Annotated in this window: 16 protein-coding genes; 4 read left to right on the forward strand and 12 right to left on the reverse strand. The window is 71.6% G+C overall.

Features of this window, described 5'->3' with window-relative positions; genetic code table 11:
• Positions 1 to 999: an inorganic phosphate transporter gene (locus ACZ5D2_RS18545; RefSeq protein ID WP_371677456.1), complete on the forward strand. Its 999-nt coding sequence runs from the start codon at positions 1 to 3 to the stop codon at positions 997 to 999.
• A 137-nt stretch (positions 1,000 to 1,136) separates the two neighbouring features.
• Here ACZ5D2_RS18545 and pstB read toward each other — a convergent pair whose 3' ends face one another.
• The 7 genes from pstB to mshD all read right to left on the reverse strand — a co-directional run bounded on the left by pstB (position 1,137) and on the right by mshD (position 11,511).
• A complete protein-coding gene (pstB, locus tag ACZ5D2_RS18550; protein WP_266840607.1) occupies positions 1,137 to 1,913 on the reverse strand; it encodes a phosphate ABC transporter ATP-binding protein PstB in 777 nt (258 codons plus the stop codon).
• A gap of 30 nt (positions 1,914 to 1,943) precedes the next feature.
• On the reverse strand, positions 1,944 to 3,026 hold the full coding sequence (pstA, locus tag ACZ5D2_RS18555) for a phosphate ABC transporter permease PstA (protein ID WP_371677455.1): 1,083 nt from the start codon (positions 3,024 to 3,026) through the stop codon (positions 1,944 to 1,946).
• Complete coding sequence (gene pstC / locus ACZ5D2_RS18560; protein ID WP_371677454.1) at positions 3,026 to 4,015, reverse strand: phosphate ABC transporter permease subunit PstC; 990 nt, start codon at positions 4,013 to 4,015, stop codon at positions 3,026 to 3,028. Before pstC ends, pstA begins: the two co-directional genes overlap by 1 nt.
• A gap of 128 nt (positions 4,016 to 4,143) precedes the next feature.
• The gene (gene pstS, locus ACZ5D2_RS18565) at positions 4,144 to 5,283 is read right to left on the reverse strand and encodes a phosphate ABC transporter substrate-binding protein PstS (RefSeq protein ID WP_371677453.1); all 1,140 of its coding nucleotides are present in this window, start codon (positions 5,281 to 5,283) and stop codon (positions 4,144 to 4,146) included.
• 572 nt (positions 5,284 to 5,855) lie between these two features.
• Positions 5,856 to 6,809, reverse strand: coding sequence for a CHAD domain-containing protein (locus tag ACZ5D2_RS18570; RefSeq protein WP_468930481.1), 954 nt, complete (start codon positions 6,807 to 6,809; stop codon positions 5,856 to 5,858).
• Positions 6,790 to 9,159 (reverse strand): RNA degradosome polyphosphate kinase, encoded by a 2,370-nt coding sequence (locus tag ACZ5D2_RS18575; RefSeq protein ID WP_371677451.1) that lies wholly within the window; start codon positions 9,157 to 9,159, stop codon positions 6,790 to 6,792. The genes ACZ5D2_RS18570 and ACZ5D2_RS18575 overlap by 20 nt, the downstream gene beginning before the upstream one ends.
• Positions 9,160 to 10,581: 1,422 nt before the next feature.
• On the reverse strand, positions 10,582 to 11,511 hold the full coding sequence (gene mshD / locus ACZ5D2_RS18580) for a mycothiol synthase (RefSeq protein WP_371677450.1): 930 nt from the start codon (positions 11,509 to 11,511) through the stop codon (positions 10,582 to 10,584).
• 208 nt (positions 11,512 to 11,719) lie between these two features.
• On the opposite strand from mshD, the gene ACZ5D2_RS18585 reads away from it, so the two are divergent.
• Complete coding sequence (locus ACZ5D2_RS18585; RefSeq protein WP_371677449.1) at positions 11,720 to 13,534, forward strand: bifunctional metallophosphatase/5'-nucleotidase; 1,815 nt, start codon at positions 11,720 to 11,722, stop codon at positions 13,532 to 13,534.
• A gap of 96 nt (positions 13,535 to 13,630) precedes the next feature.
• Here the strand turns inward: ACZ5D2_RS18585 and ACZ5D2_RS18590 are convergent, their stop codons facing one another.
• Positions 13,631 to 14,410 carry an alpha/beta fold hydrolase gene (locus tag ACZ5D2_RS18590; protein WP_468930486.1) on the reverse strand — a complete coding sequence of 260 codons (780 nt, stop codon included), beginning with the start codon at positions 14,408 to 14,410 and terminating at the stop codon, positions 13,631 to 13,633.
• Between the two features lie 132 nt (positions 14,411 to 14,542).
• Here ACZ5D2_RS18590 and ACZ5D2_RS18595 point away from each other — a divergent pair, with 132 nt between their 5' ends.
• Both ACZ5D2_RS18595 and ACZ5D2_RS18600 read left to right on the forward strand, forming a co-directional pair.
• Entirely contained in the window at positions 14,543 to 15,130 is a 588-nt protein-coding gene (locus ACZ5D2_RS18595; protein ID WP_371677447.1) for a TetR/AcrR family transcriptional regulator, read from the forward strand.
• Between the two features lie 61 nt (positions 15,131 to 15,191).
• The gene (locus tag ACZ5D2_RS18600) at positions 15,192 to 16,070 is read left to right on the forward strand and encodes a phosphatidylinositol-specific phospholipase C (protein ID WP_371677446.1); all 879 of its coding nucleotides are present in this window, start codon (positions 15,192 to 15,194) and stop codon (positions 16,068 to 16,070) included.
• Here the strand turns inward: ACZ5D2_RS18600 and ACZ5D2_RS18605 are convergent.
• The 4 genes from ACZ5D2_RS18605 to ACZ5D2_RS18620 all read right to left on the reverse strand — a co-directional run bounded on the left by ACZ5D2_RS18605 (position 16,050) and on the right by ACZ5D2_RS18620 (position 20,959).
• Entirely contained in the window at positions 16,050 to 17,486 is a 1,437-nt protein-coding gene (locus ACZ5D2_RS18605; RefSeq protein WP_371677445.1) for a sensor histidine kinase, read from the reverse strand. The two genes, ACZ5D2_RS18600 and ACZ5D2_RS18605, sit on opposite strands and share 21 nt — an antisense overlap.
• The gene (locus ACZ5D2_RS18610; RefSeq protein WP_371677444.1) at positions 17,483 to 18,217 is read right to left on the reverse strand and encodes a response regulator transcription factor; all 735 of its coding nucleotides are present in this window, start codon (positions 18,215 to 18,217) and stop codon (positions 17,483 to 17,485) included. Before ACZ5D2_RS18610 ends, ACZ5D2_RS18605 begins: the two co-directional genes overlap by 4 nt.
• 201 nt (positions 18,218 to 18,418) lie before the next feature.
• Positions 18,419 to 19,669, reverse strand: coding sequence for a S1C family serine protease (locus tag ACZ5D2_RS18615; RefSeq protein ID WP_468930490.1), 1,251 nt, complete (start codon positions 19,667 to 19,669; stop codon positions 18,419 to 18,421).
• Positions 19,670 to 19,936: 267 nt separating this feature from the next.
• Positions 19,937 to 20,959 (reverse strand): LacI family DNA-binding transcriptional regulator, encoded by a 1,023-nt coding sequence (locus ACZ5D2_RS18620; protein WP_030232265.1) that lies wholly within the window; start codon positions 20,957 to 20,959, stop codon positions 19,937 to 19,939.
• Positions 20,960 to 20,965: the final 6 nt, after the last annotated feature.

A 20,965-nucleotide genomic window follows, 5' to 3' on the forward strand; every position in this document is an offset into this window, starting at 1 on the left:
GTGGACACCTTTGCTCTGATCGTGACCATCGGTGTCGCGCTCGGCTTCACCTATACGAACGGCTTCCACGACTCGGCGAACGCGATCGCCACCTCCGTCTCGACGCGGGCCCTGACGCCGCGCGCGGCGCTGGCGATGGCCGCGGTGATGAACCTCGCCGGTGCCTTCCTGGGCAGTGGCGTGGCCAAGACGGTCAGTGAGGGCCTGATCGAGACGCCCCACGGCAACCGGGGCATGTGGATCCTCTTCTCGGCTCTGGTCGGCGCGATCGTCTGGAACCTGATCACCTGGTACTTCGGCCTGCCCTCGTCCTCCTCGCACGCGCTGTTCGGCGGGATGGTGGGCGCGGCCCTGGCCGGTGGGACCGAGGTCATCTGGTCCGGGGTGCTCGACAAGGTCGTCATCCCGATGTTCCTCTCCCCGGTGGTCGGCCTCATCGTCGGTTACCTGGTCATGGTCACCATCCTGTGGATGTTCCGCCGGGCCAACCCGCACAAGGCCAAGCGCGGCTTCCGCATAGCGCAGACGGTGTCGGCGGCCGGCATGGCGCTGGGCCACGGCCTCCAGGACGCCCAGAAGACGATGGGCATCGTGGTGATGGCCCTGGTCATCGCCGACGTGCAGGACGCGGGCGCGCCGATCCCGATCTGGGTCAAGATCGTCTGTGCCGTGATGCTGTCGCTGGGCACCTACGCGGGCGGCTGGCGCATCATGCGCACCCTCGGCCGCAAGATCATCGAGCTGGACCCGCCGCAGGGATTCGCGGCGGAGACCACCGGTGCCTCGATCATGTTCGGCTCAGCCTTCCTCTACCACGCGCCGATCTCCACCACCCACGTGATCACCTCGGCGATCATGGGCGTGGGCGCGACCAAGCGCGTCAACGCGGTCCGCTGGGGCGTGGCCAAGAACATCATCCTGGGCTGGTTCATCACCATGCCGGCCGCCGCCCTGGTGGCGGCGCTCAGCTTCTGGATCGTGGACCTCGCCTTCGTGTAGCGCGCGGGTACGAAAGCGGGCCGGCTCCCCCCACCCAGGGGGAGCCGGCCCTTTTCTTTCGCCTTGCGGTGGCACCGCCATGCAGCACCGCAGGACGTGCGGGTCACGCGGCGGAGCCGCATGAGGTCTGGTCCGGTCTAGCCGAAGCGGCCGGAGATGTAGTCCTCGGTCGCCTGGACGGACGGGTTGGAGAAGATCCGGTCCGTGTCGTCGATCTCGATCAGCTTGCCCGGCTGGCCGACGGCGGCCAGGTTGAAGAAGGCGGTGCGGTCCGAGACGCGGGCGGCCTGCTGCATGTTGTGCGTCACGATGACGATCGTGAAGCGCTCCTTCAGCTCGCCGATCAGGTCCTCGATGGCGAGGGTGGAGATCGGGTCCAGGGCCGAGCAGGGCTCGTCCATCAGCAGGACCTGGGGCTCGACCGCGATGGCGCGGGCGATGCACAGGCGCTGCTGCTGGCCGCCGGAGAGGCCGGAGCCCGGCTTGTTCAGACGGTCCTTGACCTCGTTCCAGAGGTTGGCGCCCTGGAGGGACTTCTCCACGATGTCGGTCAGCTCGGACTTCTTGTAGCGGCCGTTCAGGCGCAGGCCCGCCGCCACGTTGTCGAAGATCGACATGGTGGGGAACGGGTTCGGGCGCTGGAAGACCATGCCGACCGTGCGGCGCACCGCGACGGGGTCCACGCCGGTGCCGTAGAGGTTCTCGTCGTCCAGCAGCACCTTGCCCTCGACACGGCCGCCGGGGGTGACCTCGTGCATGCGGTTCAGGGTGCGCAGGAAGGTGGACTTGCCGCAGCCGGAGGGGCCGATGAAGGCGGTCACGGAGCGCGGCTCCACGGTCATCGAGATGTCATCGATGGCCTTGTGGGTGCCGTAGAAGGCGGACAGTCCGCTGACGTCGATTCGCTTCGCCATGAGGGGTCACTTCGCTTTCAGGGGGTCGCGTCAGCGACCGGTCTTCGGGGCCTTCCAGCGGGCGATGCCGCGGGCCACCAGATTGAGGATCATGACGAAGGCGATCAGGACGAGCGCTGCGGCCCATGCCCGGTCGTAGGAGGCGTCACTGCCGACCTTGTACTGCTCCCAGATGTACAGGGGGAGCGAGGACTGAGCACCTTCGAAGGGGTTGCCGTTGATCAGCTGGGTGCCGAAGACCAGGAGCATGATCGGGGCGGTCTCGCCGGCGATGCGGGCGACGGCCAGCATCAGGCCCGTGGCGATGCCGCCGATGGCGGTGGGGAGCACGACCTTCAGGATCACGCGCCACTTCGGTACGCCGAGGGCGAGGGCGGCCTCGCGCAGCTCGTTCGGGACGAGCTTGAGCATCTCCTCGGTGGAGCGGACCACGACGGGCATCATCAGGATCGACAGGGCCATCGCGCCGGCGAAGCCGGAGGGGCCGAAGCCGAGCGCCAGGTTCCAGGTCGTCAGGATGAACAGGCCCGCGACGATGGAGGGGATGCCGGTCATGACGTCGACGAAGAAGGTCACGGCCTTGGCGAGCTTGCCCTTGCCGTACTCGACCAGGTAGACGGCGGTCAGCAGGCCGATCGGCGCGGCGATCAGGGCGGCCAGGGCGACCTGCTCGATGGTGCCGAGCAGCGCGTGGTAGACGCCGCCGCCCGGATCGAAGCTGGTGACGCCGTTCATCGAGTGGGTGAGGAAGTCGGCGCTGAACGCCTTCAGGCCCCGGCTGACGGTGATCCAGATCAGCGAGAGCAGCGGGATGACCGCGAGGACGAACGAGACCCACACGAGGGAGGTCGCGATCCGGTCCTTGGCCTGGCGGCGGTTCTCGACCACCGCGCTGGCGGTGTACGTGATCACGACGAACAGGATCGAGGCGATCAGGCCCCACTGGACCTTGCTGTCGAGGCCGGCGACGGCGCCGATGCCGCAGCCGAGGGCGATCGAGAGGGCCGCGATGCCGGCCGGGGCCCAGCGGGGCAGGCCGCCGCGGGTCAGGCGGGCGGGGGCGGCGGACTTGTGGGCCGGGGCCGGCCGCTGGTCCTGGAGTGCGTGGCTCATCAGGCGTTCGCCCCCGAGAAGTCCTTGCGTCGGGCGATGATCAGCCGGGCTGCGCCGTTGACCAGCAGGGTGAGCAGGAAGAGCACCAGGCCGGAGGCGATCAGGGCGTCGCGGCCGAACTCGTTGGCCTCGTCGAACTTCGCGGCGATGTTCTGCGCGAACGTGCCGCCGCCCGGGTCGAGGATGTGGCCGGAGATCAGGAAGCTCGGGGAGAGGACCGTGGCGACGGCCATGGTCTCGCCGAGGGCGCGGCCGAGGCCGAGCATCGAGGCGGAGATGACGCCGGAGCGGCCGAAGGGCAGCACCGACATGCGGATGACCTCCCAGCGGGTCGCGCCGAGGGCCAGGGCGGCCTCCTCGTTCATGCGCGGGACCTGGAGGAAGACCTCGCGGCTGACGCTGGTCACGATCGGCAGGATCATGATCGCGAGCAGGATGCCGACGGTGAAGAGCGAGCGGGCGACGCCGACCTGGGTCTTGTCGAAGACGTAGGTCCAGCCGAGGTACTCGTCGAGCCAGAGGTTCAGCCCGTTCAGCTGCGGCACCAGGAAGAGGGCGCCCCAGATGCCGTAGATGATCGAGGGCACGGCGGCCAGCAGGTCGACCACGTACGCGATGGGGGCGGCCAGCCTGCGCGGCGCGTAGTGCGAGATGAAGAGGGCGATGCCGACCGCGATCGGAACCGCGATGGCCATCGCGATGATCGAGCTGACGACGGTGCCGAAGAGCAGGACGGCGATGCCGAAGACGGGAGGGTTCGCCGACGCGTTCCAGTCGAAGGTGGTGAGGAAGTTCCCCTCGTTCTTCGACAGGGCGATCGAGGCGCGGTAGGTGAGGAAACCGGCGATCGACGCCATGATCACCAGGAGCAGGATGCCGGAGCCCTTGGAGAGCCCCGCGAAGATCTTGTCACCGGCGCGGCCGGTGGACCTTCCGCTCTTGGTGACCGGCGGAGCCTGGTCTATCTGCGTGGGTGTGGTGGAAACCATGGTCTTTCCGGTCTTGGTGGGGGGCAATGCCCCCTGGCGGCGGTGCACCGGATCCCCTGGGTGGAGGGGAGGGGCCTCCGGGCCGGGCCGATCGGACGGGATCGGCCCGGGCCCCGAGGCTCAGTGGTTCAGGACAGCGAGTTGATGGCGTCGCGGACCTTGGTGATGATCTCGGCCGGGATCGGCGCGTAGCCGTTGTCGGAGAGGACCTTCTGGCCCGCGTCCGAGGCGGTGTAGTTCAGGAAGGACTTCACGGTCGGCAGGGTCTCGGCCTTGTTGCCCTTGTCGCAGACGACCTCGTACGTCACCAGGACGATCGGGTACGCACCCTCGGCCTTGGTGGTGTAGTCGAGCTTCAGCGCCAGGTCGGAGCCGGTGCCGGCGATCTTGGCGGCGGCGATGGCCTTGGAGGCGCTCTCGGAGGAGGCCTTCACCGGGGCGGCCGCGCCGGTGTTGATGTCGACGGTCTTGATGTTCTGCGAGCTGGCGTAGGAGAGCTCGAAGTAGCCGATCGCGCCGTCAACGGCCTTGACCTGCGAGGCGACACCGGCGGAGCCGGAGGCGGCCTGGCCACCGGGGGCCGGCCACTTCTTGGCGGCCTCGTACGTCCAGGCGTCGGGAGCGGCGGCCTTGAGGTACTTGCCCAGGTTCTCGGTGGTGCCGGAGTCCTCGGAGCGGTGGAACGCCTGGATCGCGGTGGAGGGAAGCGTGACGCCGGGGTTCAGCTTCTTGATCGCCTCGTCGTCCCACTTCTTGATCTTGTCGTTGAAGATGTTGGCGATCGTGGCGGCGTCCAGGTTCAGCTTGTCCACACCGGCGACGTTGAAGCCGAGCGCGATCGGGCCGCCGACCATCGGCAGGTCGATGCCCTGACCGCCGGTGCAGACCTTCTTCGACTCCTCGACGGCGTCGGGCTTCAGCGCGGAGTCCGAGCCCGCGAAGCCGACCGTGCCCTGGTTGAAGGCGACGATGCCCTCGCCGGAGGAGGAGGACTTGTAGTTCACCTCGACGCCGGAGCAGGCGGCCATGTAGTTCTTCACCCACAGGTCGACCGCGTTCTTCTGCGCGGAGGAGCCGGAGGCGAGGAGCTTGCCCTTGGCACCGTCGCACTTGACGTCACCCGGGGCCGGGGCGGAGGCCTTCGTGGTGCCACCGGCGTCGGTCTTCGTGTTGTCGTCCGAGCCGCACGCCGTGAGGACCAGGGCGCCGGACACGACAAGCGCCCCGAGGGCGGAGGCACGAAGCATGTTCTTGCGCTGAAGCTTCACTTTTCGGGAGTTCCTTCCAGAAGCCGCCGGCCGCTTTCTGTATCGGGGCGGCGTGCGAAGAGGACTACGGGTCGTGTGGTGCGGGTGCCCTGCTTTTTCCAGCGGCTCGCACCGTGCGGTACTGAAATTAGGCAGAACAGGTGAAGCGGTCGACGGGGGTTGGTGAACGGACGGTGAACCATGGCGGACGGCCCGGTGCGGTTGGGGTGGTTTGTACCTGGGCGCAATCGGGCGTTATCCGCCCGTTATCCCGCCGTGACCTTCTCGGGCCGCCGGTGGGGGTGGCCGGAATTCGCCGTGCCGCCGCTGGGGCGGGGACCGGTGCGGTGAGGTCCGCCGTGCGGTGACGTCCGCCGTTCGGTGATGCCCGTGGTGCGGTGACGCCTGTGGTGTGGTGGCGTCCGCCGTTCGGTGACGTCCGCAGTGCGGAGGGGCCCCTGCGCACAAGGGTCCTTCATCCACCCTTCCACCGTTTCGCCTGCCCCGCCCGGCCCGGCCCGGGGCGTGCCGGCCCGTGTCCGGGCCCGCCCGCCCGGATCCGGGCGGGCGGGGCGGGGCGGGGGCCGGGGGCGTCAGGAGGCCGTGGAGGCCGTGGGGACCGGGTGCCAGATGTGGTGGAACGAGAGGCGGGCCGCCAGGGCCGCGTGGCGCTGGTCGGCGTGGAGGACGCCCAGGGCGTAGGCCGTGGCCGGGGCGATCCGGGGCGTGCGGGCGGCCGTCGCCGAGGCGGTGGCGGCCTCGGAGGCGTCGCGGTGCACGTCCAGCGCCCGGCCCGCCGCCGCGAGCCGGGTCACGTCCCCGCCGAGCGCCTCCCGCGCGTACCGGTGGACCCGCAACAGGCGGCGCACCTCGTGCCAGGAGCCGTCCGCGTGCGCCGAGTACGGGGTGCTCTCGCCGGTGTCGGGCAGGGCGGCGACGGCCGTGCCCAGCCGGTCCTCGGTGACCGCCGCGAGCGGCACCAGGACCTCCTCCACCCGGCCCCGCGCCGCGACCGCGTCGAGCGGCACCTCCGAGGCCAGCACGGCGACGGCGTCGGCGACCGCGTGGAAGCGGGAGGAGCCGAGCGCGTGGAGGGTCGCGGAGTGGGCGCGGGTGCGCGCCAGCGTGAGCTGGCGCTCCAGCAGGGCGCCCGCGCGCGCGGAGCCCACGGTGAGGGCCCCCGCGGAGGTCCCGTTGCCGTGGGGCACCGGGACCTCGGGCGACGCGGAGAGCCGTTGCAGGGCCTCCATGAGGCGGGACAGCCGGGCGGCGTACGCGTGCTCGTCGGCCAGGGTGGAGGAGAGCCAGACGAGCTCGGTGCGCAGGGAGTCCGCCCACGCCGACTCGGTCACCACCCGGAACGTGCCCAGCGACCCCGCGATACGGCGCGCGGCCCCCCGCAGGCCGCGCGCCGCCTCGCTGCTTTCCGCCGCGTCGGACCCGCTTTCCTCGTGCACGCGCAACCCCCGCAGGAACGCGGTGGCCTGGGAGCGCAGGTACGCGCCGAGCACGTCACCTGCGGTCGGGTCATGGTTTGGCTGAGCCACGCCGGCGCCTCCGGGCGTCTATGAGCATCTCCTGAACGTGCCGCAGCGGCTGGCCCTCGGCGTCGGTGCTGTGCCGGGTCCATTCGCCGTCCGGTCCCAGGTGCCAGGAGGAGGTGGCGTCGGACATGCCCGTCTCCAGCATCCGGTCCAGGGCCGCGCGGTGGGCGGGGTCGGTGACCCTGACCAGTGCCTCGATGCGGCGGTCGAGGTTGCGGTGCATCATGTCGGCGCTGCCGATCCACACCTCGGGCTCGCCGCCGTTGCCGAAGGCGAAGACCCGGGAGTGCTCCAGGAAGCGGCCGAGGATCGAGCGGACCCGTATGTTCTCCGACAGCCCCGGGACCCCGGGCCGTACGGCACAGATGCCGCGGACCCAGATGTCGACCGGGACGCCCGCCCGGGAGGCCCGGTACAGGGAGTCGATGAGGGCCTCGTCGACGATCGAGTTCATCTTGAGGCGGACGGACGCCGGGCGGCCGGCCCGGTGGTGGTCGGCCTCCTTCTCGATGCGCGAGACGAGTCCGTCGCGCAGGGACTTGGGGGCGGTCAGCAGACGGCGGTAGGTCTCGCGCCGGGAGTAGCCGGACAGCCGGTTGAACAGGTCGGAGAGGTCCGCTCCGACCTGCGGGTCGGCGGTGAGCAGGCCGAGGTCCTCGTACAGGCGGGCGGTCTTGGGGTGGTAGTTGCCGGTGCCGACGTGGCTGTAGCGGCGCAGGGTGTCGCCCTCCTGGCGGACGACGAGCGAGAGCTTGCAGTGGGTCTTGAGGCCGACCAGGCCGTAGACCACGTGGCAGCCGGACTCCTCCAGCTTGCGCGCCCACTTGATGTTGGCCTGCTCGTCGAAGCGGGCCTTGATCTCGACGAGCACGAGGACCTGCTTGCCGGATTCGGCGGCGTCTATCAGGGCGTCGACGATCGGGGAGTCACCCGAGGTGCGGTACAGCGTCTGCTTGATCGCGAGGACGTCCGGGTCGGCGGCGGCCTGTTCCAGGAAGGCCTGCACGGAGGTGGAGAAGGAGTCGTACGGGTGGTGGAGCAGCACGTCGCGCTCGCGCAGCGCGGCGAAGATGTCGGGAGCGGACGCGGACTCCACCTCGGCGAGGTCACGGTGGGTGCCGGCGACGAACTTCGGGTACTTGAGCTCGGGCCGGTCGAGGGAGGAGATCCCGAAGAGGGCCGTCAGGTCGAGCGGGCCGGGCAGCGGGTACACCTCGGCGGCGGAGATCTTCAGTTCCTGGACGAGGAGGTCCAGGACGCCGGGGTCGATGGACTCCTCGACCTCCAGGCGCACCGGCGGGCCGAAGCGGCGCCGCATGAGTTCCTTCTCCAGGGCCTGGAGGAGGTTCTCGGCGTCGTCCTCCTCCACTTCGAGGTCCTCGTTGCGGGTCACGCGGAACATGTGGTGCGCGAGCACCTCCATGCCGGGGAACAGCTCCTCCAGGTGCGCGGCGATGACGTCCTCCAGCGGGACGTAGCGCTGCGGGGAGGCCTCCAGGAAGCGGGACAGGAGCGGCGGGACCTTGACGCGGGCGAAGTGGCGGTGGCCGCTGACGGGGTTGCGCACGACGACGGCCAGGTTCAGCGACAGGCCGGAGATGTACGGGAACGGGTGCGCGGGGTCCACGGCCAGCGGGGTGAGCACCGGGAAGATCTGGTTGCGGAACAGGGTGAAGAGGCGGGCCTGCTCCTTCTCGGTGAGGTCGGGCCACCGGATGAGGTGGATGCCCTCCTCGGCGAGCTGCGGGGCGATGTCCTGCTGGTAGCAGGCGGCGTGCCGGGCCATGAGCTCGCGCGAGCGGGTCCAGATCAGGTCCAGCACCTCACGGGGCTGGAGGCCCGAGGCCGAACGGGTGGCGACGCCGGTCGCGATGCGGCGCTTGAGGCCGGCGACGCGGACCATGAAGAACTCGTCGAGGTTGCTCGCGAAGATCGCCAGGAAGTTCGCGCGCTCCAGCAGCGGGGTGGCCGGGTCCTCGGCGAGTTCGAGGACGCGCTCGTTGAAGGCGAGCCAGCTGCGTTCGCGGTCGAGGAAGCGGTTCGCGGGCAGCTCGCCGCTGTCGTCCCTGTCCTCGTAGGCGTCGAGATCGGCGTCGAGGTCGGGATCGAGGTCCGCCGCGTGGGGGCGGTGCGCGGCTATGGAGCCGAGGCGTGCCCTCGTCCTGGCCGTCTGCGCCTGGGCCTCGGCCTTGGCCTGCGCCGGTGTCTGCGCGACGGACGGCCGGGTGAGGGCAGACGCGGGGGCCGCGGCATCGGAGGGGCCGGTGGGGCCGGTGGTGGCGGCGTTGCGGGACGGCTGCTGGGCGGGGACCTCGGTGGGGCCCGCGGGGCTCGCGCTCGGCTGGTGGCTCATGTCTCCATTCTTCCGCGCACGGGGGAGGACAGGCGCGTCGGAAGTGTCCGCCGTCAGGCGGAGGCGGGGCTGCATGTCCGGAGACTGGCAAGCGCGTCTTAATGCCCGGTTAATGGCGTATGGCTTCCTGGCTCCGGCTGGCGCACGGCTGGGGCGGGGCGGGGCGGGGCGGGGCGGGGGCTGGGCGGGGGTCGGGGGGCGGCGGGACTTTGGCTGGTCCGTGTCGGGGAGGGTTTGGGGGTTTCCCGTCAGTCTCATCGTCCTTCCGCGTCGGGCCGGGCTGTCAAGGGCGCTCCCTTCGGTCGCGTCGCTTCGCGATGGCCTTCGGCCACCCTTGACAGCCCGTCCCGCCACGGAATGCCAAAGACTGCCGGGAAACCCCCAAAAGAACGGTCCACGGGGAGATCTTCGAGGGGCGGGCATCCCAGAGATGCGCGAGCCGTCTCCGCCCAGTCCCGCATTCGGGCCCCGAATGGCCATGGGTCTTTGCCCGGGGCGTCCAGACCGCCCGACACGACGACCAGAGCGCCCGGCAGGCCCCGCACGCGTCAGATCGCTACGCGCTTCACTCGGCACAGCGTCCGGCGGCCGTCTGGGGCTGGACATAAGCCGCCCATGGCCCGGGGGCTCTATCCATCACGCGAGCGCGGGTTGTTTGTCCCTTTTCGTGGGATGGATGGGCTTCGGAGGGGCGCTGGTGCTGCCTGTCGGACTCTGAGGACGACAAAGTCGTCCTCAGAGTCCGACAAGACGTCTCATGGGTGGAGGGAGGGCCCTCGGGTGTCGGGAAGGGCCCTCGGGTGTTGGGAAGGGTCTTTCACGGCCAGGGAAGGGCTCGTCATGGGCTGGGATGAAGGCCCCCAGGCCCTTTCTGCTTCCCTGGGGGCGTTAGAGGCATGTTGGGGTGTCCGGAGGGCGCCATTCGGCCGTCAGCCGCCCGCCAAGCGCACCAACGGGCTGCTTGGGCGGCTTATGTCCAGCCCCAGACGGCCGCCGGACGCCATGCCGTGCGAAGCGCGTAGCGATCCGATGCGCCTGCCGTCCTGAAGGCATTGCCGGACGGTCTGGTCGCCGTGTCGTGTGGGCTGGCGGCACCCGGCCCGGAATCAGGGGGATGTCGGCCCGTATCTCAGGTCCGCCCAGGCGGGGAGGGGTCGCACATCTCTGGGATGCCCGCCCCTCGAAGATCTCCCCGTGGACCGTTCTTTTGGGGGTTTCCCGGCAGTCTTTGGCATTCCGTGGCGGGACGGGCTGTCAAGGGTGGCCGAAGGCCATCGCGAAGCGACGCGACCGAAGGGAGCGCCCTTGACAGCCCGGCCCGACGCGGAAGGACGATGAGACTGACGGGAAACCCCCAAACCCTCCCCGACACGGACCAGCCAAAGTCCCGCCGCCCCCCGACCCCGAACAGCCGCCCGCCCCTCAGCTCTCCGTGCGGTACATGAGGTCCACCTCGTGCGTCGTGAAGCCGAGGCCTTCGTAGACCGCCAGGGCCGCCGGGTTGTCGGCGTCGACGTAGAGCATCGCCGTGGGCAGGCCCGACGCGGCCAGGTGGTGGAGGCCGATCGCGGTCAGGGCCTTGCCGAGGCCGCCGCCCTGTGCGCCGGGGCGGACGCCGACCACGTAGACCTCGCCGAGCTGCTCCTCCGCGTGGACCTTCGTCCAGTGGAAGCCGATCAGCTCGCCCTCCCGCTCCGCGAGGAAGAAGCCCTTCGCGTCGAACCACGGCTGCGCCATGCGGTCGTCCAGGTCGCGCTGCGTGAGCGCGCCCTGTTCCGGGTGGTGGGCGAAGGCGGCGGCGTTGGCGGCGAGCCAGGCGGTGTCGTCCTCGCCGGGCACGAAGGTGCGGACCGTCACGCCGGGCGGGAGGGCGGCCTCGGGCAGGCCGGCCGCTCCGGGGCCCAGGGGGCGGCGCAGCTGGCGCAGTTCGCGGAAGAGGGTCAGGCCGAGGACCTGTGCCAGGTGCCGGGCGGCGGACTTGCCGCCGTGCGCCCACACCCGGATCCGCTTGCCGGAGGCGTGCAGCAGGGCGGAGCCCAGGGCCCGGCCGTGGCCGCGCCCGCGCAGCGCGGGGTGCACGACGAGCTCGGCGGCGGGGGCCTCCACCGGGTCGGTGTCCTCCAGTTGTCCGTATCCGGCGAGGCGGCCGGCGTCGGTCAGGAGGAAGTGGCGGATCCCCTCGCGCGGGCCGCCGCGCAGCTGCAGGCGGCCCTGTTCGGAGACGGCGGTGGTGCCGTCGCTGCGGGCCGCTTCGTGGATGAGGTCCAGTACGGATGCGGCCTGTTCCTCCGTCAGCTCGTCGAGGATCTCGATGTGCCGTCCCGGCTCCAGGGCCGCTGCTGCGTCAGTCATGCTCTGAGCCTACGACCGCCGCCCGGGGTTGGGGCCTTCCGCAGGTCCGGGCCCCGTGGGTTCCTGGACGCGGACACGAGCGCGGCCGGAGTGCCGGACGGCTGTGCGTAACCAGCTCGCAACCCGATACCCCCTGTCGTGCTACGCGCGTTGACAATAGGCTGCGGCGGACCTCCCAAGTTGTCTCGCTGTCCACAAAGGGGAATAAATGTCAGCGAAGCCACAACGGCACCGCACTGCCCGCCGGTTGACCCTGTCCGCCCTCGCCCTCACGGCCGGGGCCGGGGCGATGGTCGCCGCCGCACTGCCGGCCGGTGCCGCGAGTGGCGGCGGTGCGGCTCCGGGCCGCACCGTCGACGTACAGATGCTGTCGTTCAACGATTTCCACGGCACGCTGGAGCCCCCGCAGGGCTCCTCCGGCACCGTGACCGAACGTCAGGCAGACGGCACCACCAAGGCGATACCCGCGGGCGGGGCCGAGTACCTCGCGACCGCGCTGCGCGATGCCCGCAAGGGCCACGACTACTCCGTCACGGCCGCGGCCGGGGACATGATCGGCGGCAGCCCGATGCTGTCCGGTCTCTTCCACGACGAGCCGACCGTCGAGGCCCTCAACAAGATGAAGCTCGACGTGACGAGCGTGGGCAATCACGAGTTCGACGAGGGCAAGACCGAGCTGCGCCGCATGGCGTACGGCGGCTGCCACCCGGTCGACGGCTGCTTCGAGTACGGCAAGGAGTACACGGGCGCCCAGTTCCAGTACCTGGCGGCGAACGTCACGGACGAGAAGACCAAGCGTCCGCTGATGTCGCCCACCTTCATCTGGAAGAAGGGGGACGTGAAGATCGGCTTCATCGGCGTCACCCTGGAGGGCACCCCGGACGTCGTGACCGCCGACGGGGTCAAGGGCCTCAAGTTCGGCGACGAGGTCGAGACGATCAACAAGTACGCGGCCGAGCTGAACAAGCAGGGCGTGAAGTCGATCGTCGCGCTGATCCACGAGGGCGGTCTGCCCGCGAGCGGCGCGTACAACTACGACTGTGACGCCCCGGGCGCGGGCGCCGGCATCTCGGGTGCCATCGTCGACATCGCCAAGAACGTCGACCCGAAGGTCGACGCGCTGGTGACCGGCCACACGCACCAGGCGTACTCCTGCAACATCCCGGACCCAGCGGGCAACCCGCGCACGGTCACCTCGGCCGCCTCGTACGGCCGGTTGTTCACGGACACCACGCTGACCTACGACCGGCAGACCAAGGACATCGTCCGTACGCCGGTCAAGTCGCCGAAGCCGGTCAACAAGGTCGTCAGCCGGGACCTGCCCAAGGCCCCGGACATGACCGAGCTGATCACCCGCTGGAACGCGCTGGCGGCCCCGGTCGCGAGCCGTCCGATGGGCTACATCTCCGCCGACATCGCGGGCCGCGGCTCCGAGGCGCCGGAGAAGCCGCTCGGTGACCTGATCGCCGACGCGCAGCTGGACGCCACGTCCCCCGCCGACCGGGGCGGCGCGCAGCTGGCCATCATGAACCCGGGCGGCATCCGTGCCGACCTGGCGTACAAGGCCGCGGGCGCCGAGGGCGACGGCGTGGTGACGTACGGCGAGTCCTACACGGTCCAGCCGTTCAACAACCTGATGAACGTGGTCGACCTGACGGGCGCGCAGCTGATCACCGCGCTCCAGCAGCAGGTCAGTGGCACGGTCAACGGCCCGAACCCGAAGATCCTCCAGGTGTCGAAGGGCTTCACGTACACCCTGGACATGACGAAGTCGGGCGCGGACCGGATCGTCGTGGACTCGGTGCGGCTGAACGGCGCGGCGATCGACCCCGCGAAGACCTACCGGGTCGCGATGAACGAGTTCCTCGCGGGCGGCGGTGACGGCTTCACCGTCCTGAAGGACCACAAGAACAAGCTGGTCGGCATCCCCGACCTGGAGGCCTTCAACAACCTCCTGGCGAAGTCCTCGGCCGCGGCCCCGATCGCCCCGCCGGCGGCGGACCGGATCACGGTCGTCAAGTAGGTCGGGCAACACCCGCGTACAGCGCGCCCGGAGGGGCGGTGGGCCGTTCGGCCCGCCGCCCCTCCGGCGTTTTCGCGGCGCGTCTGCCGCACGCGGCTACAGCGTCGCGAGGAACTTCGCGACGGCCTCCTGGAAGCCCTCCGGGTTCGTGAACGGCACGAAGTGGTCCCCCTCCAGGGGCGTGTACGAGGTCCCGGGCCGCCGGGAGACCATCGCGTCGGCCTGTGCCTGCGGGAGCGACGTGCTGCGGACGCCGTGGACCAGTACGGCCGGGCACGCGCTCCCGAGCCAGGCGTCCCAGTGGTCGCCGCGGCAGGCCTCGACGGAGTCGAGCATGTCCTGGGGGTGGAACGGGAGCCGCCAGCCCCCCTCGGGCAGCGGGCGCAGCGCCTCGGCGACGAACTGGGAGCCGACCGGCCCGGCCGCGGCGAGGAGTTCCTCCCGGGTGGGCGCGGAGTACCGCATGCCCCGCAGGAAGTCCATCCACGCGCCGTCGACCGGGTTGATCTCGACGGCGGCGTCGACGCTGACGAGCGCCGAGATCCGGTCGGGGTGGGCGGCGGCCAGGTGGACGGCGTTGAGCCCGCCGAGGGAGTAGCCGAGGAGGGCGACGGGCGCGTCCAGTCCGAGGTGGTCGAGGAGTGCGACGGCGTCGGCGACGTATCCGGCGCGGCTGTAGTCGGGGGCCCGGTCGGAGTCGCCGTGGCCGCGCTGGTCGGGGGCGATGACCCGCCACGCGTCGCCCAGGGCCTCGGCGAGGCCGGCGAAGGCGAGGCCCTCGGACATGCCCCCGTGCAGGGCGAGGAGCGGGCGGCCCGGGCCGCCGAAGTCCAGGTACGACAGCGTGCGGTCGTCGATCGTCAGCGTGTGGCGCATGGTTCCGCTCTCCCCTGTGTGTCCTGCGTCTGTCCTGCGGTGACGTGATCAAGACTGCCAGTATTTGGGCAAGCGCGCAATACGCTTGTCTTGGGCGCATGCCCAAAACGTTGGCGCGGATACGATCCCGGCATGGGAAATCGCGAGGACCTGCTGGCCGGAGCGCGCCGCTGCCTGGAGGAGAAGGGGTACGCGCGCACGACCGTGCGCGACATCGCCTCGGCGGCGCGGGTGAGCATGGCCGCGATCGGCTACCACTTCGGATCGCGCGAGGCCCTGCTCAACCAGGCGCTGTTCGCGGCCATCGACGAATGGGCCGCCGGCTCGGGCCGGCTCGCCGGGCAGGGCGCCACCCCCGAGGAGCGCTACGCCGACACCTGGGACCGCAAGAGCCGCGACTTCCTCGACATGCGCTGGCTCTGGCTCGCGAACATCGAGGCCTTCGTGCACGCCCAGTCCTCGCCCGAGCTGCTCGCCGCGCTGGCGGAGGGGCAGCGCGCGTCCCGGCGCATGGTCGCCGCGCAACTGGCCGGGGTGTCCGAGGAAGCGGTCGCGCAGGAGGACGTACGGGCCCTCGGATCGGTGCACCTCGCGCTGCTCAGCGGGGTGATGGTGCAGGCCCTGACCGATCCGGAGCAGGCACCGACCGGACGCGAACTCGTCCGCGGGCTGCGCAGGATGGTGGAACTGCTCGAAGAATCCGTGCCTACCGACGGGTAGTGAAGGCCGGTCCGCGCAGGCCATAATCCCGTCCCGACAGCGGAGCGGCGAAGGGGCGGGCATGGCACTGCACAGGCGGGCGTTTCTGACCGGAGCGACGGCGGTGGGCGCCGCGGCGTTCGCGGGACTCGGGGCGGCGGCCCCCGCGTCCGCGAGAACCCTCGGTACCCAGGACTGGATGGCCGGCCTCGCCGACTCCACCCCGCTCCAGCGGATGACCATCCCCGGCACCCACGACTCGGGCGCCACCAAGGGCGGGCTCTACGTCGCCTGCCAGAACACCTCGATCGCCCAGCAGCTCGACTCCGGGATCCGGTTCCTGGACGTCCGCTGCCGGGTGACGGGCGGCTCCCTCGCCATCCACCACGCGGCCTTCTTCCAGGACCTGATGTTCGGGGACGTCCTCGTGGCCTGCTGGAACTTCCTCTCCGCGCACCCCTCCGAGACCGTCCTGATGCGCGTCAAGCAGGAGTACTCCGAGGAGAGCGACGCCACCTTCCGCGCCGTGTTCGACGACTACCTCGACCACCGCGGCTGGCGCCCGCTCTTCCGCATCGCCGACACCCTGCCCGCCTCGCTGGGCCAGGCCCGCGGGAAGGTGGTGCTCCTCGCCGACAACGGCGGCCTGCCCGGCCTGCGCTACGCCGACGGCAACGTCTTCGACGTCCAGGACGACTGGAACGCCGAACCCTTCGCCAAGCGCGGCAAGATCGAGGACCAGTTCCGCAAGGCCGTCGGGCAGCCCGGCAAGCTGTTCGTGAACTACGTCAGCACCTCGGCCTACATGCCGCCGCGCTGGAACTCCGACCGGCTCAACCCGCAGGTCCAGTCCTTCGTCGACGGCGGCGAACTGGCCGGCCGCACCGGCCTCGGCATCGTCCCCCTGGACTTCCCCAACACCCGCTCGGGCCTGGTCGCCTCACTGATCCGGCACAACTGACGCGGTCGACGGCGGCGGCGTCGGGGCGCCCGGCAGGCGCAGCACCGCCTCCGTGCCCCGGCCCCCGTCGGCCGCGGCGCGCAGCACGGCGGTGCCGCCCGCCCGCTGGACCGTACGGGCCACGATGGACAGGCCCAGCCCGCTGCCGGGCAGCGCGCGGGCCGACGGGGACCGCCAGAACCGCTCGAAGACGTACGGGAGGTCCTCGGCCGGGATGCCCGGTCCGTGGTCCCGTACCGTCAGCTCGCCCGCGCGCAGCGAGACCTCGACGGCCGCGCCCGGAGGGCTGAACTTCACGGCGTTGTCGAGGACGTTGACCACCGCCCGCTCCAGCGCCGCCGCCTCGCCCCGTACGTACCAGGGCTCCAGCGCGGAGGTGAAGACCAGCTCCGGGCCGCGCAGCCGGACTCGGGAGAGCGCGGCGGCGGCGGTCTCGTGCAGGGCCACCACCCCGAGCGGGGCGTGCGGGGCCGCGTCCGGGCGGGAGAGCTCCTGGAGGTCTCCGATCAGCGCGGCCAGCTCCGTCATCTGCGCCTTCACGGAGGCCAGCAGCTCGCGCCGGTCGTCCGGCGGGATGGCCCGGCCGGTCTCCTCGCTGCGCGCGAGCAGCTCGATGTTGGTGCGCAGGGACGTCAGCGGGGTCCGCAGTTCGTGGCCGGCGTCGGCGATCAGCTGGGCCTGGCGTTCCTGGGAGGAGGCCAGGGCCGCCGTCATGGAGTTGAAGGAGCGCGACAGGCGGGCGATCTCGTCGTCCCCCTGGTCGGGGATCCGTACGGTCAGGTCCTCGGTCCGGGCGATGTGTTCGACGGCGCCGGTCAGTTCGTCCACCGGCCGCAGCCCCGTCCGGGCCACCCACAGCCCGGCGGCCCCGGCGCCGACCACTCCGACGCCGCTGACCAGCAGCAGCACCCAGGCCAGCGTGGACAGGGGCTTCTCCACGTCGCCCAGCGGCTTGGCGATGGAGACGCCGAAGGCGGGCCCGGCCGGGTTGGCCTGGAGGGTGTACACGCGCATGTCGACGCCGTCGGGGGTGGTCACGTCGTGCAGGACGGGCTTGGCCTCCACGTCCGCCGCGACCTGCCGGTCGGTGCCGGTCACGGGCAGGTCGGGCTGCCCGCCCACCCAGCAGCGGGTGCCGTCGGACAGGACGATCTGCACGGTCGCGTTCAGGTTCCCCGCGATCTGCTGCGTGGGCTTGGGCGGCTGGACGACGCAGCCCTCCCGCAGGGTCCGCGCGACCTGCGCGCTGACGTTCGTCGACATCAGGGAGCGGTCGAGCTGGTCGCGCAGCTGGGTGCGCACCATCACCCAGGCGACGGCGGCGACGGCCGCCACCGCCACCGCCACCGCGACCGCCACCAGCAGCGCGAGCCGCGAGCGCAGCGGCAGCGCGCGGAATCTGGCGGCCGGGCTCACTCGGGGCCGCCCTCGCCGGCGCGCAGGACGTACCCGACCCCGCGCACGGTGTGGACGAGGCGGGGCTCTCCGCCGGCCTCGGTCTTGCGGCGCAGGTACATCACGTACACGTCCAGGGAGTTGGAGCTGGGCTCGAAGTCGAAGCCCCACACGGTCTTCAGGATCTGCTCGCGGGTCAGGACCTGGCGCGGGTGCGCGAGGAACATCTCCAGCAGGGTGAACTCGGTCCGGGTCAGTTCCACGGCGCGGTGGCCCCGGGTGACCTCGCGGGTGGTGAGGTCCATGCGCAGGTCGCCGAAGGACAGGACGTCGGCGGAGCTCTCCGGTGCGGCGGAGGGGGCGGCGTAGGAGCTGCGGCGCAGCAGGGCGCGGACGCGTGCGAAGAGCTCGTCCAGCTCGAAGGGCTTGACGAGGTAGTCGTCGGCGCCCGCGTCCAGGCCGGTGACGCGGTCGCCGACGGTGTCGCGGGCGGTCAGCATCAGGATCGGGGTGACGCTGCCGGACGCGCGCAGCCGGCGGGCCGCGGTCAGGCCGTCCATCCGGGGCATCTGGATGTCCAGGACGATCAGGTCCGGGGCGTACGTGGCCGCCTGGTCGAGGGCGTCGAGCCCGTCGACCGCCGTCCGGGTCCCGTAGCCCTCGAAGGCGAGGCTGCGGCGCAGGGCCTCACGGACGGCCGGCTCGTCGTCGACGACGAGGATGCGCTGCGGTTCGCCTTCGGCGGCGTTCATCGGCGGGTCCCTGGGTGGTGGTCGTGGTGGTGTCCGCGGGGTGGCGGCCGCGGTCGCGGTCGCGCCCGGGGGCGTGGGCGGCGGACGTGCGGGATCCGTCCCGCGGAGGTCCGCCCCCAGCGTCGCACGGGAGCACCGCGGCCCGGTGCGGCTGCGCCCCGGGGGGCGGGGGCCGTACCGGGCGCGGAGCCGGTGGCGGGATCAGAACCAGGAGGTGCCGGAACGGCCGCTGTCCGAGCCGTCGCCGCCGGTGCCGGAGTCGGAGCCGCCCGTGCCGCCCTTGCGGAGGCCGTCGAGGTCGGCCTTGATCGTGTTGACCGGGATGGCGAAGCCGAGGCCGACGCTGCCGGCGGCGGAGCTGTCGCTGGAGGGGGAGTAGATCGCGGAGGGCATGCCCACGATCTCGCCGTTCAGGTTGACGAGGGCGCCGCCGGAGTTGCCCGGGTTGAGGGAGGCGTCCGTCTGGATGGCCTTGTACGAGGTGGTGTTCGAGCCGGTGTCCCCGTTGAACTGCTGCCCGTCGTAGGAGAACGGCCAGCCGCCGCCGCCCTGGCCGCGCTGCGGGGACTGCTGCTGCTCCGACTTCGGTACGTTCACGTCCCGGTCCAGGGCCGAGACGATGCCGCTGGTGACGGTGCCGGTGAGACGGTCGGGGGAGCCGATGGCGACGACCTCGTCGCCGACCCGCAGCTGGTCGGAGTTGCCGAGCTTGGCGGGCTTGAGGCCGCTCGCGCCCTGGAGCTTGATCAGCGCCAGGTCCTTGTCGGGGTCGGTGCCGACGGTCTTGGCGGCGTACTTCTTGCCGTCGCTCATCGTCACCTGGATCTCGGAGGCGCCGCTGACGACGTGGTTGTTGGTGACGATCTCGCCGCCGGCGGTGACCACGATGCCGGAGCCGGTGCCCTGGCCGGAGCCGGTGCGGGTGTCGATCCGCACCACGGAGGGGCTGACCTGCTCGGCGACGCCCGAGACGGTGCCGTTGCTGGACTGGGAGACGTTAGTGCCGTTGAAGCCGCCGCCGGCGGAGCCGTCGTGGCCGAGGAACTGCTGGACGGCTGCGGCCGTCCCGCCGCCGACCACGGCCGCCGCGAGGGCGACGGCGGCGAGCAGCGCGACGGGGCGCTTGGCGCGGGCCGCGTGGGCGGGGGCGGCCGGGGCGGCGGACCCCCAGGCGGCCCAGCCGTTGCCGGTGTGGCCCCCGTTGCCCCCGTTGCCGTTGTCCCCGTTGCCGTCGGCCGGGACGGTCTCGCCCTGGATGACGGGGGGCTGGTGCGCCTCGTGCCAGCCGGGTGCCGGCGCCGGCGGGTACGCGGGCGGCGGCGGGTACGCCCCGGCCGCGGTGTCCTGTGCCAACCGGTCGCGGCCGCGCTGCCAGTCCTCGCCGAAGGGCGGGTTCTGGGCCGGCCGGTTCTCCTGCGGGTACTCGCCTTCGCGGCGGAAGCTCTCGGTCATGTCTCCGACTGTCCCGCCGGATCATGAGAGCTTCCTGAGTCCCGGCTGAGAAGCCCGACAGAACCGCGTATGCCCGATATAAGGAGGGGGGGATCGTGCGGTGTTCGCCCGGACCTGCCTGGCGATCGGGGCGCTGCTGCTGCCCCTCGCGCCGTCGGCCTGGGGGCCCTCGTCCTCTTCGTGGCCATCAGGGCCCTGACCTGGCCCTGACCTGGTCTGAGAGCCCGGACCTGGCCCTCAGGGCCGGTCCTGACGGCCGCGGGAGGGTCAGCGGCAGCCGCAGGAGCGGCGGATGACCAGGGCCGAGGGGAACTGCTTGAGGCGCTCGCGGCGGGAGCCCGCCACGCGCAGGGCGTCGTCCAGGACGAGGTCCACCGCCGCGCGGGCCATCGCCGGGCGGTCCGAGGCGATCGTGGTCAGCGGCGGGTCCGTCAGCGCCGCCTCCTTGACGTCGTCGAAGCCGGCCACGGCCAGCTGCTCGGGGACGTCGATGCGCAGCTCGCGGGCGGCCCGGAGCACGCCGATGGCCTGGTCGTCCGTCGCGCAGAAGATCGCGGTCGGCCGGTCGGGCCGGGCCAGGACCTCCAGGGCGACCGTGTAGGCGTCGTAGCGGTTGTACGGGGCCTCGATGAGCCGGCCCTCCACCGAACGGCCCGCTTCGAGCATGGCCCGGCGCCAGCCCTCGACGTGGTCGGCGACCGGGTCGCCGACGGACGGGGTGTTCTCGACCCCGCCGATGCAGGCGACGTACTCGTGCCCGTGCTCCAGCAGGTGCCGGGTGGCGAGCTGGGCCCCGCCGATGTCGTCCGTGACCACCGCGACGTCGTCGATCGCCTCGGGCCGCTCGTGCAGCAGCACGATGCGGGCGTCCCACGCCTCGATCTCCGAGGCGGCGCGCTCGCTCATGCCCTGGCTGACCAGGATCAGGCCCGACACCCGCATGCCGAGGAAGGCCCGCAGGTAGTGGACCTCGCGCTCGTCGCGGTAGTCGGAGTTCCCGACCAGGACCATCTTCCCGCGCTCGGCCGCGGCCTGCTCGACCGCGTGCGCCATCTCCGCGAAGAACGGCTGGCGGGCGTCCGGGACGATCATGCCTATGAGGTCCGTACGCCGTGACGCCATCGCCTGCGCGACCCGGTCCGGGCGGTAGCCCAGCTCCTTGATCGCGGCGAGGACACGCTCGCGCGTGGCCGGGGCAACCGGCCGGGGTCCGTTGTTGATGACGTAGCTCACGACGGCGGTAGACGTACCCGCAAGTCGTGCAACGTCATCCCGCGTCACCTTGGCCACGCGCGG

Source organism: Streptomyces sp. NPDC031479 (genome assembly GCF_055581065.1).

Coding starts and splice junctions, on each gene's coding strand:
- ACZ5D2_RS18585 (WP_371677449.1), top strand. CDS start 11,720: ATGTCAGCGAAGCCACAACGGCACCGCACTGCCCGCCGGTTGACCCTG.
- ACZ5D2_RS18590 (WP_468930486.1), bottom strand. CDS start 14,410: ATGCGCCACACGCTGACGATCGACGACCGCACGCTGTCGTACCTGGAC.
- pstB (WP_266840607.1), bottom strand. CDS start 1,913: ATGGCGAAGCGAATCGACGTCAGCGGACTGTCCGCCTTCTACGGCACC.
- ACZ5D2_RS18575 (WP_371677451.1), bottom strand. CDS start 9,159: ATGAGCCACCAGCCGAGCGCGAGCCCCGCGGGCCCCACCGAGGTCCCC.
- mshD (WP_371677450.1), bottom strand. CDS start 11,511: ATGACTGACGCAGCAGCGGCCCTGGAGCCGGGACGGCACATCGAGATC.
- pstC (WP_371677454.1), bottom strand. CDS start 4,015: ATGGTTTCCACCACACCCACGCAGATAGACCAGGCTCCGCCGGTCACC.
- ACZ5D2_RS18610 (WP_371677444.1), bottom strand. CDS start 18,217: ATGAACGCCGCCGAAGGCGAACCGCAGCGCATCCTCGTCGTCGACGAC.
- ACZ5D2_RS18595 (WP_371677447.1), top strand. CDS start 14,543: ATGGGAAATCGCGAGGACCTGCTGGCCGGAGCGCGCCGCTGCCTGGAG.
- pstA (WP_371677455.1), bottom strand. CDS start 3,026: ATGAGCCACGCACTCCAGGACCAGCGGCCGGCCCCGGCCCACAAGTCC.
- ACZ5D2_RS18615 (WP_468930490.1), bottom strand. CDS start 19,669: ATGACCGAGAGCTTCCGCCGCGAAGGCGAGTACCCGCAGGAGAACCGG.
- ACZ5D2_RS18600 (WP_371677446.1), top strand. CDS start 15,192: ATGGCACTGCACAGGCGGGCGTTTCTGACCGGAGCGACGGCGGTGGGC.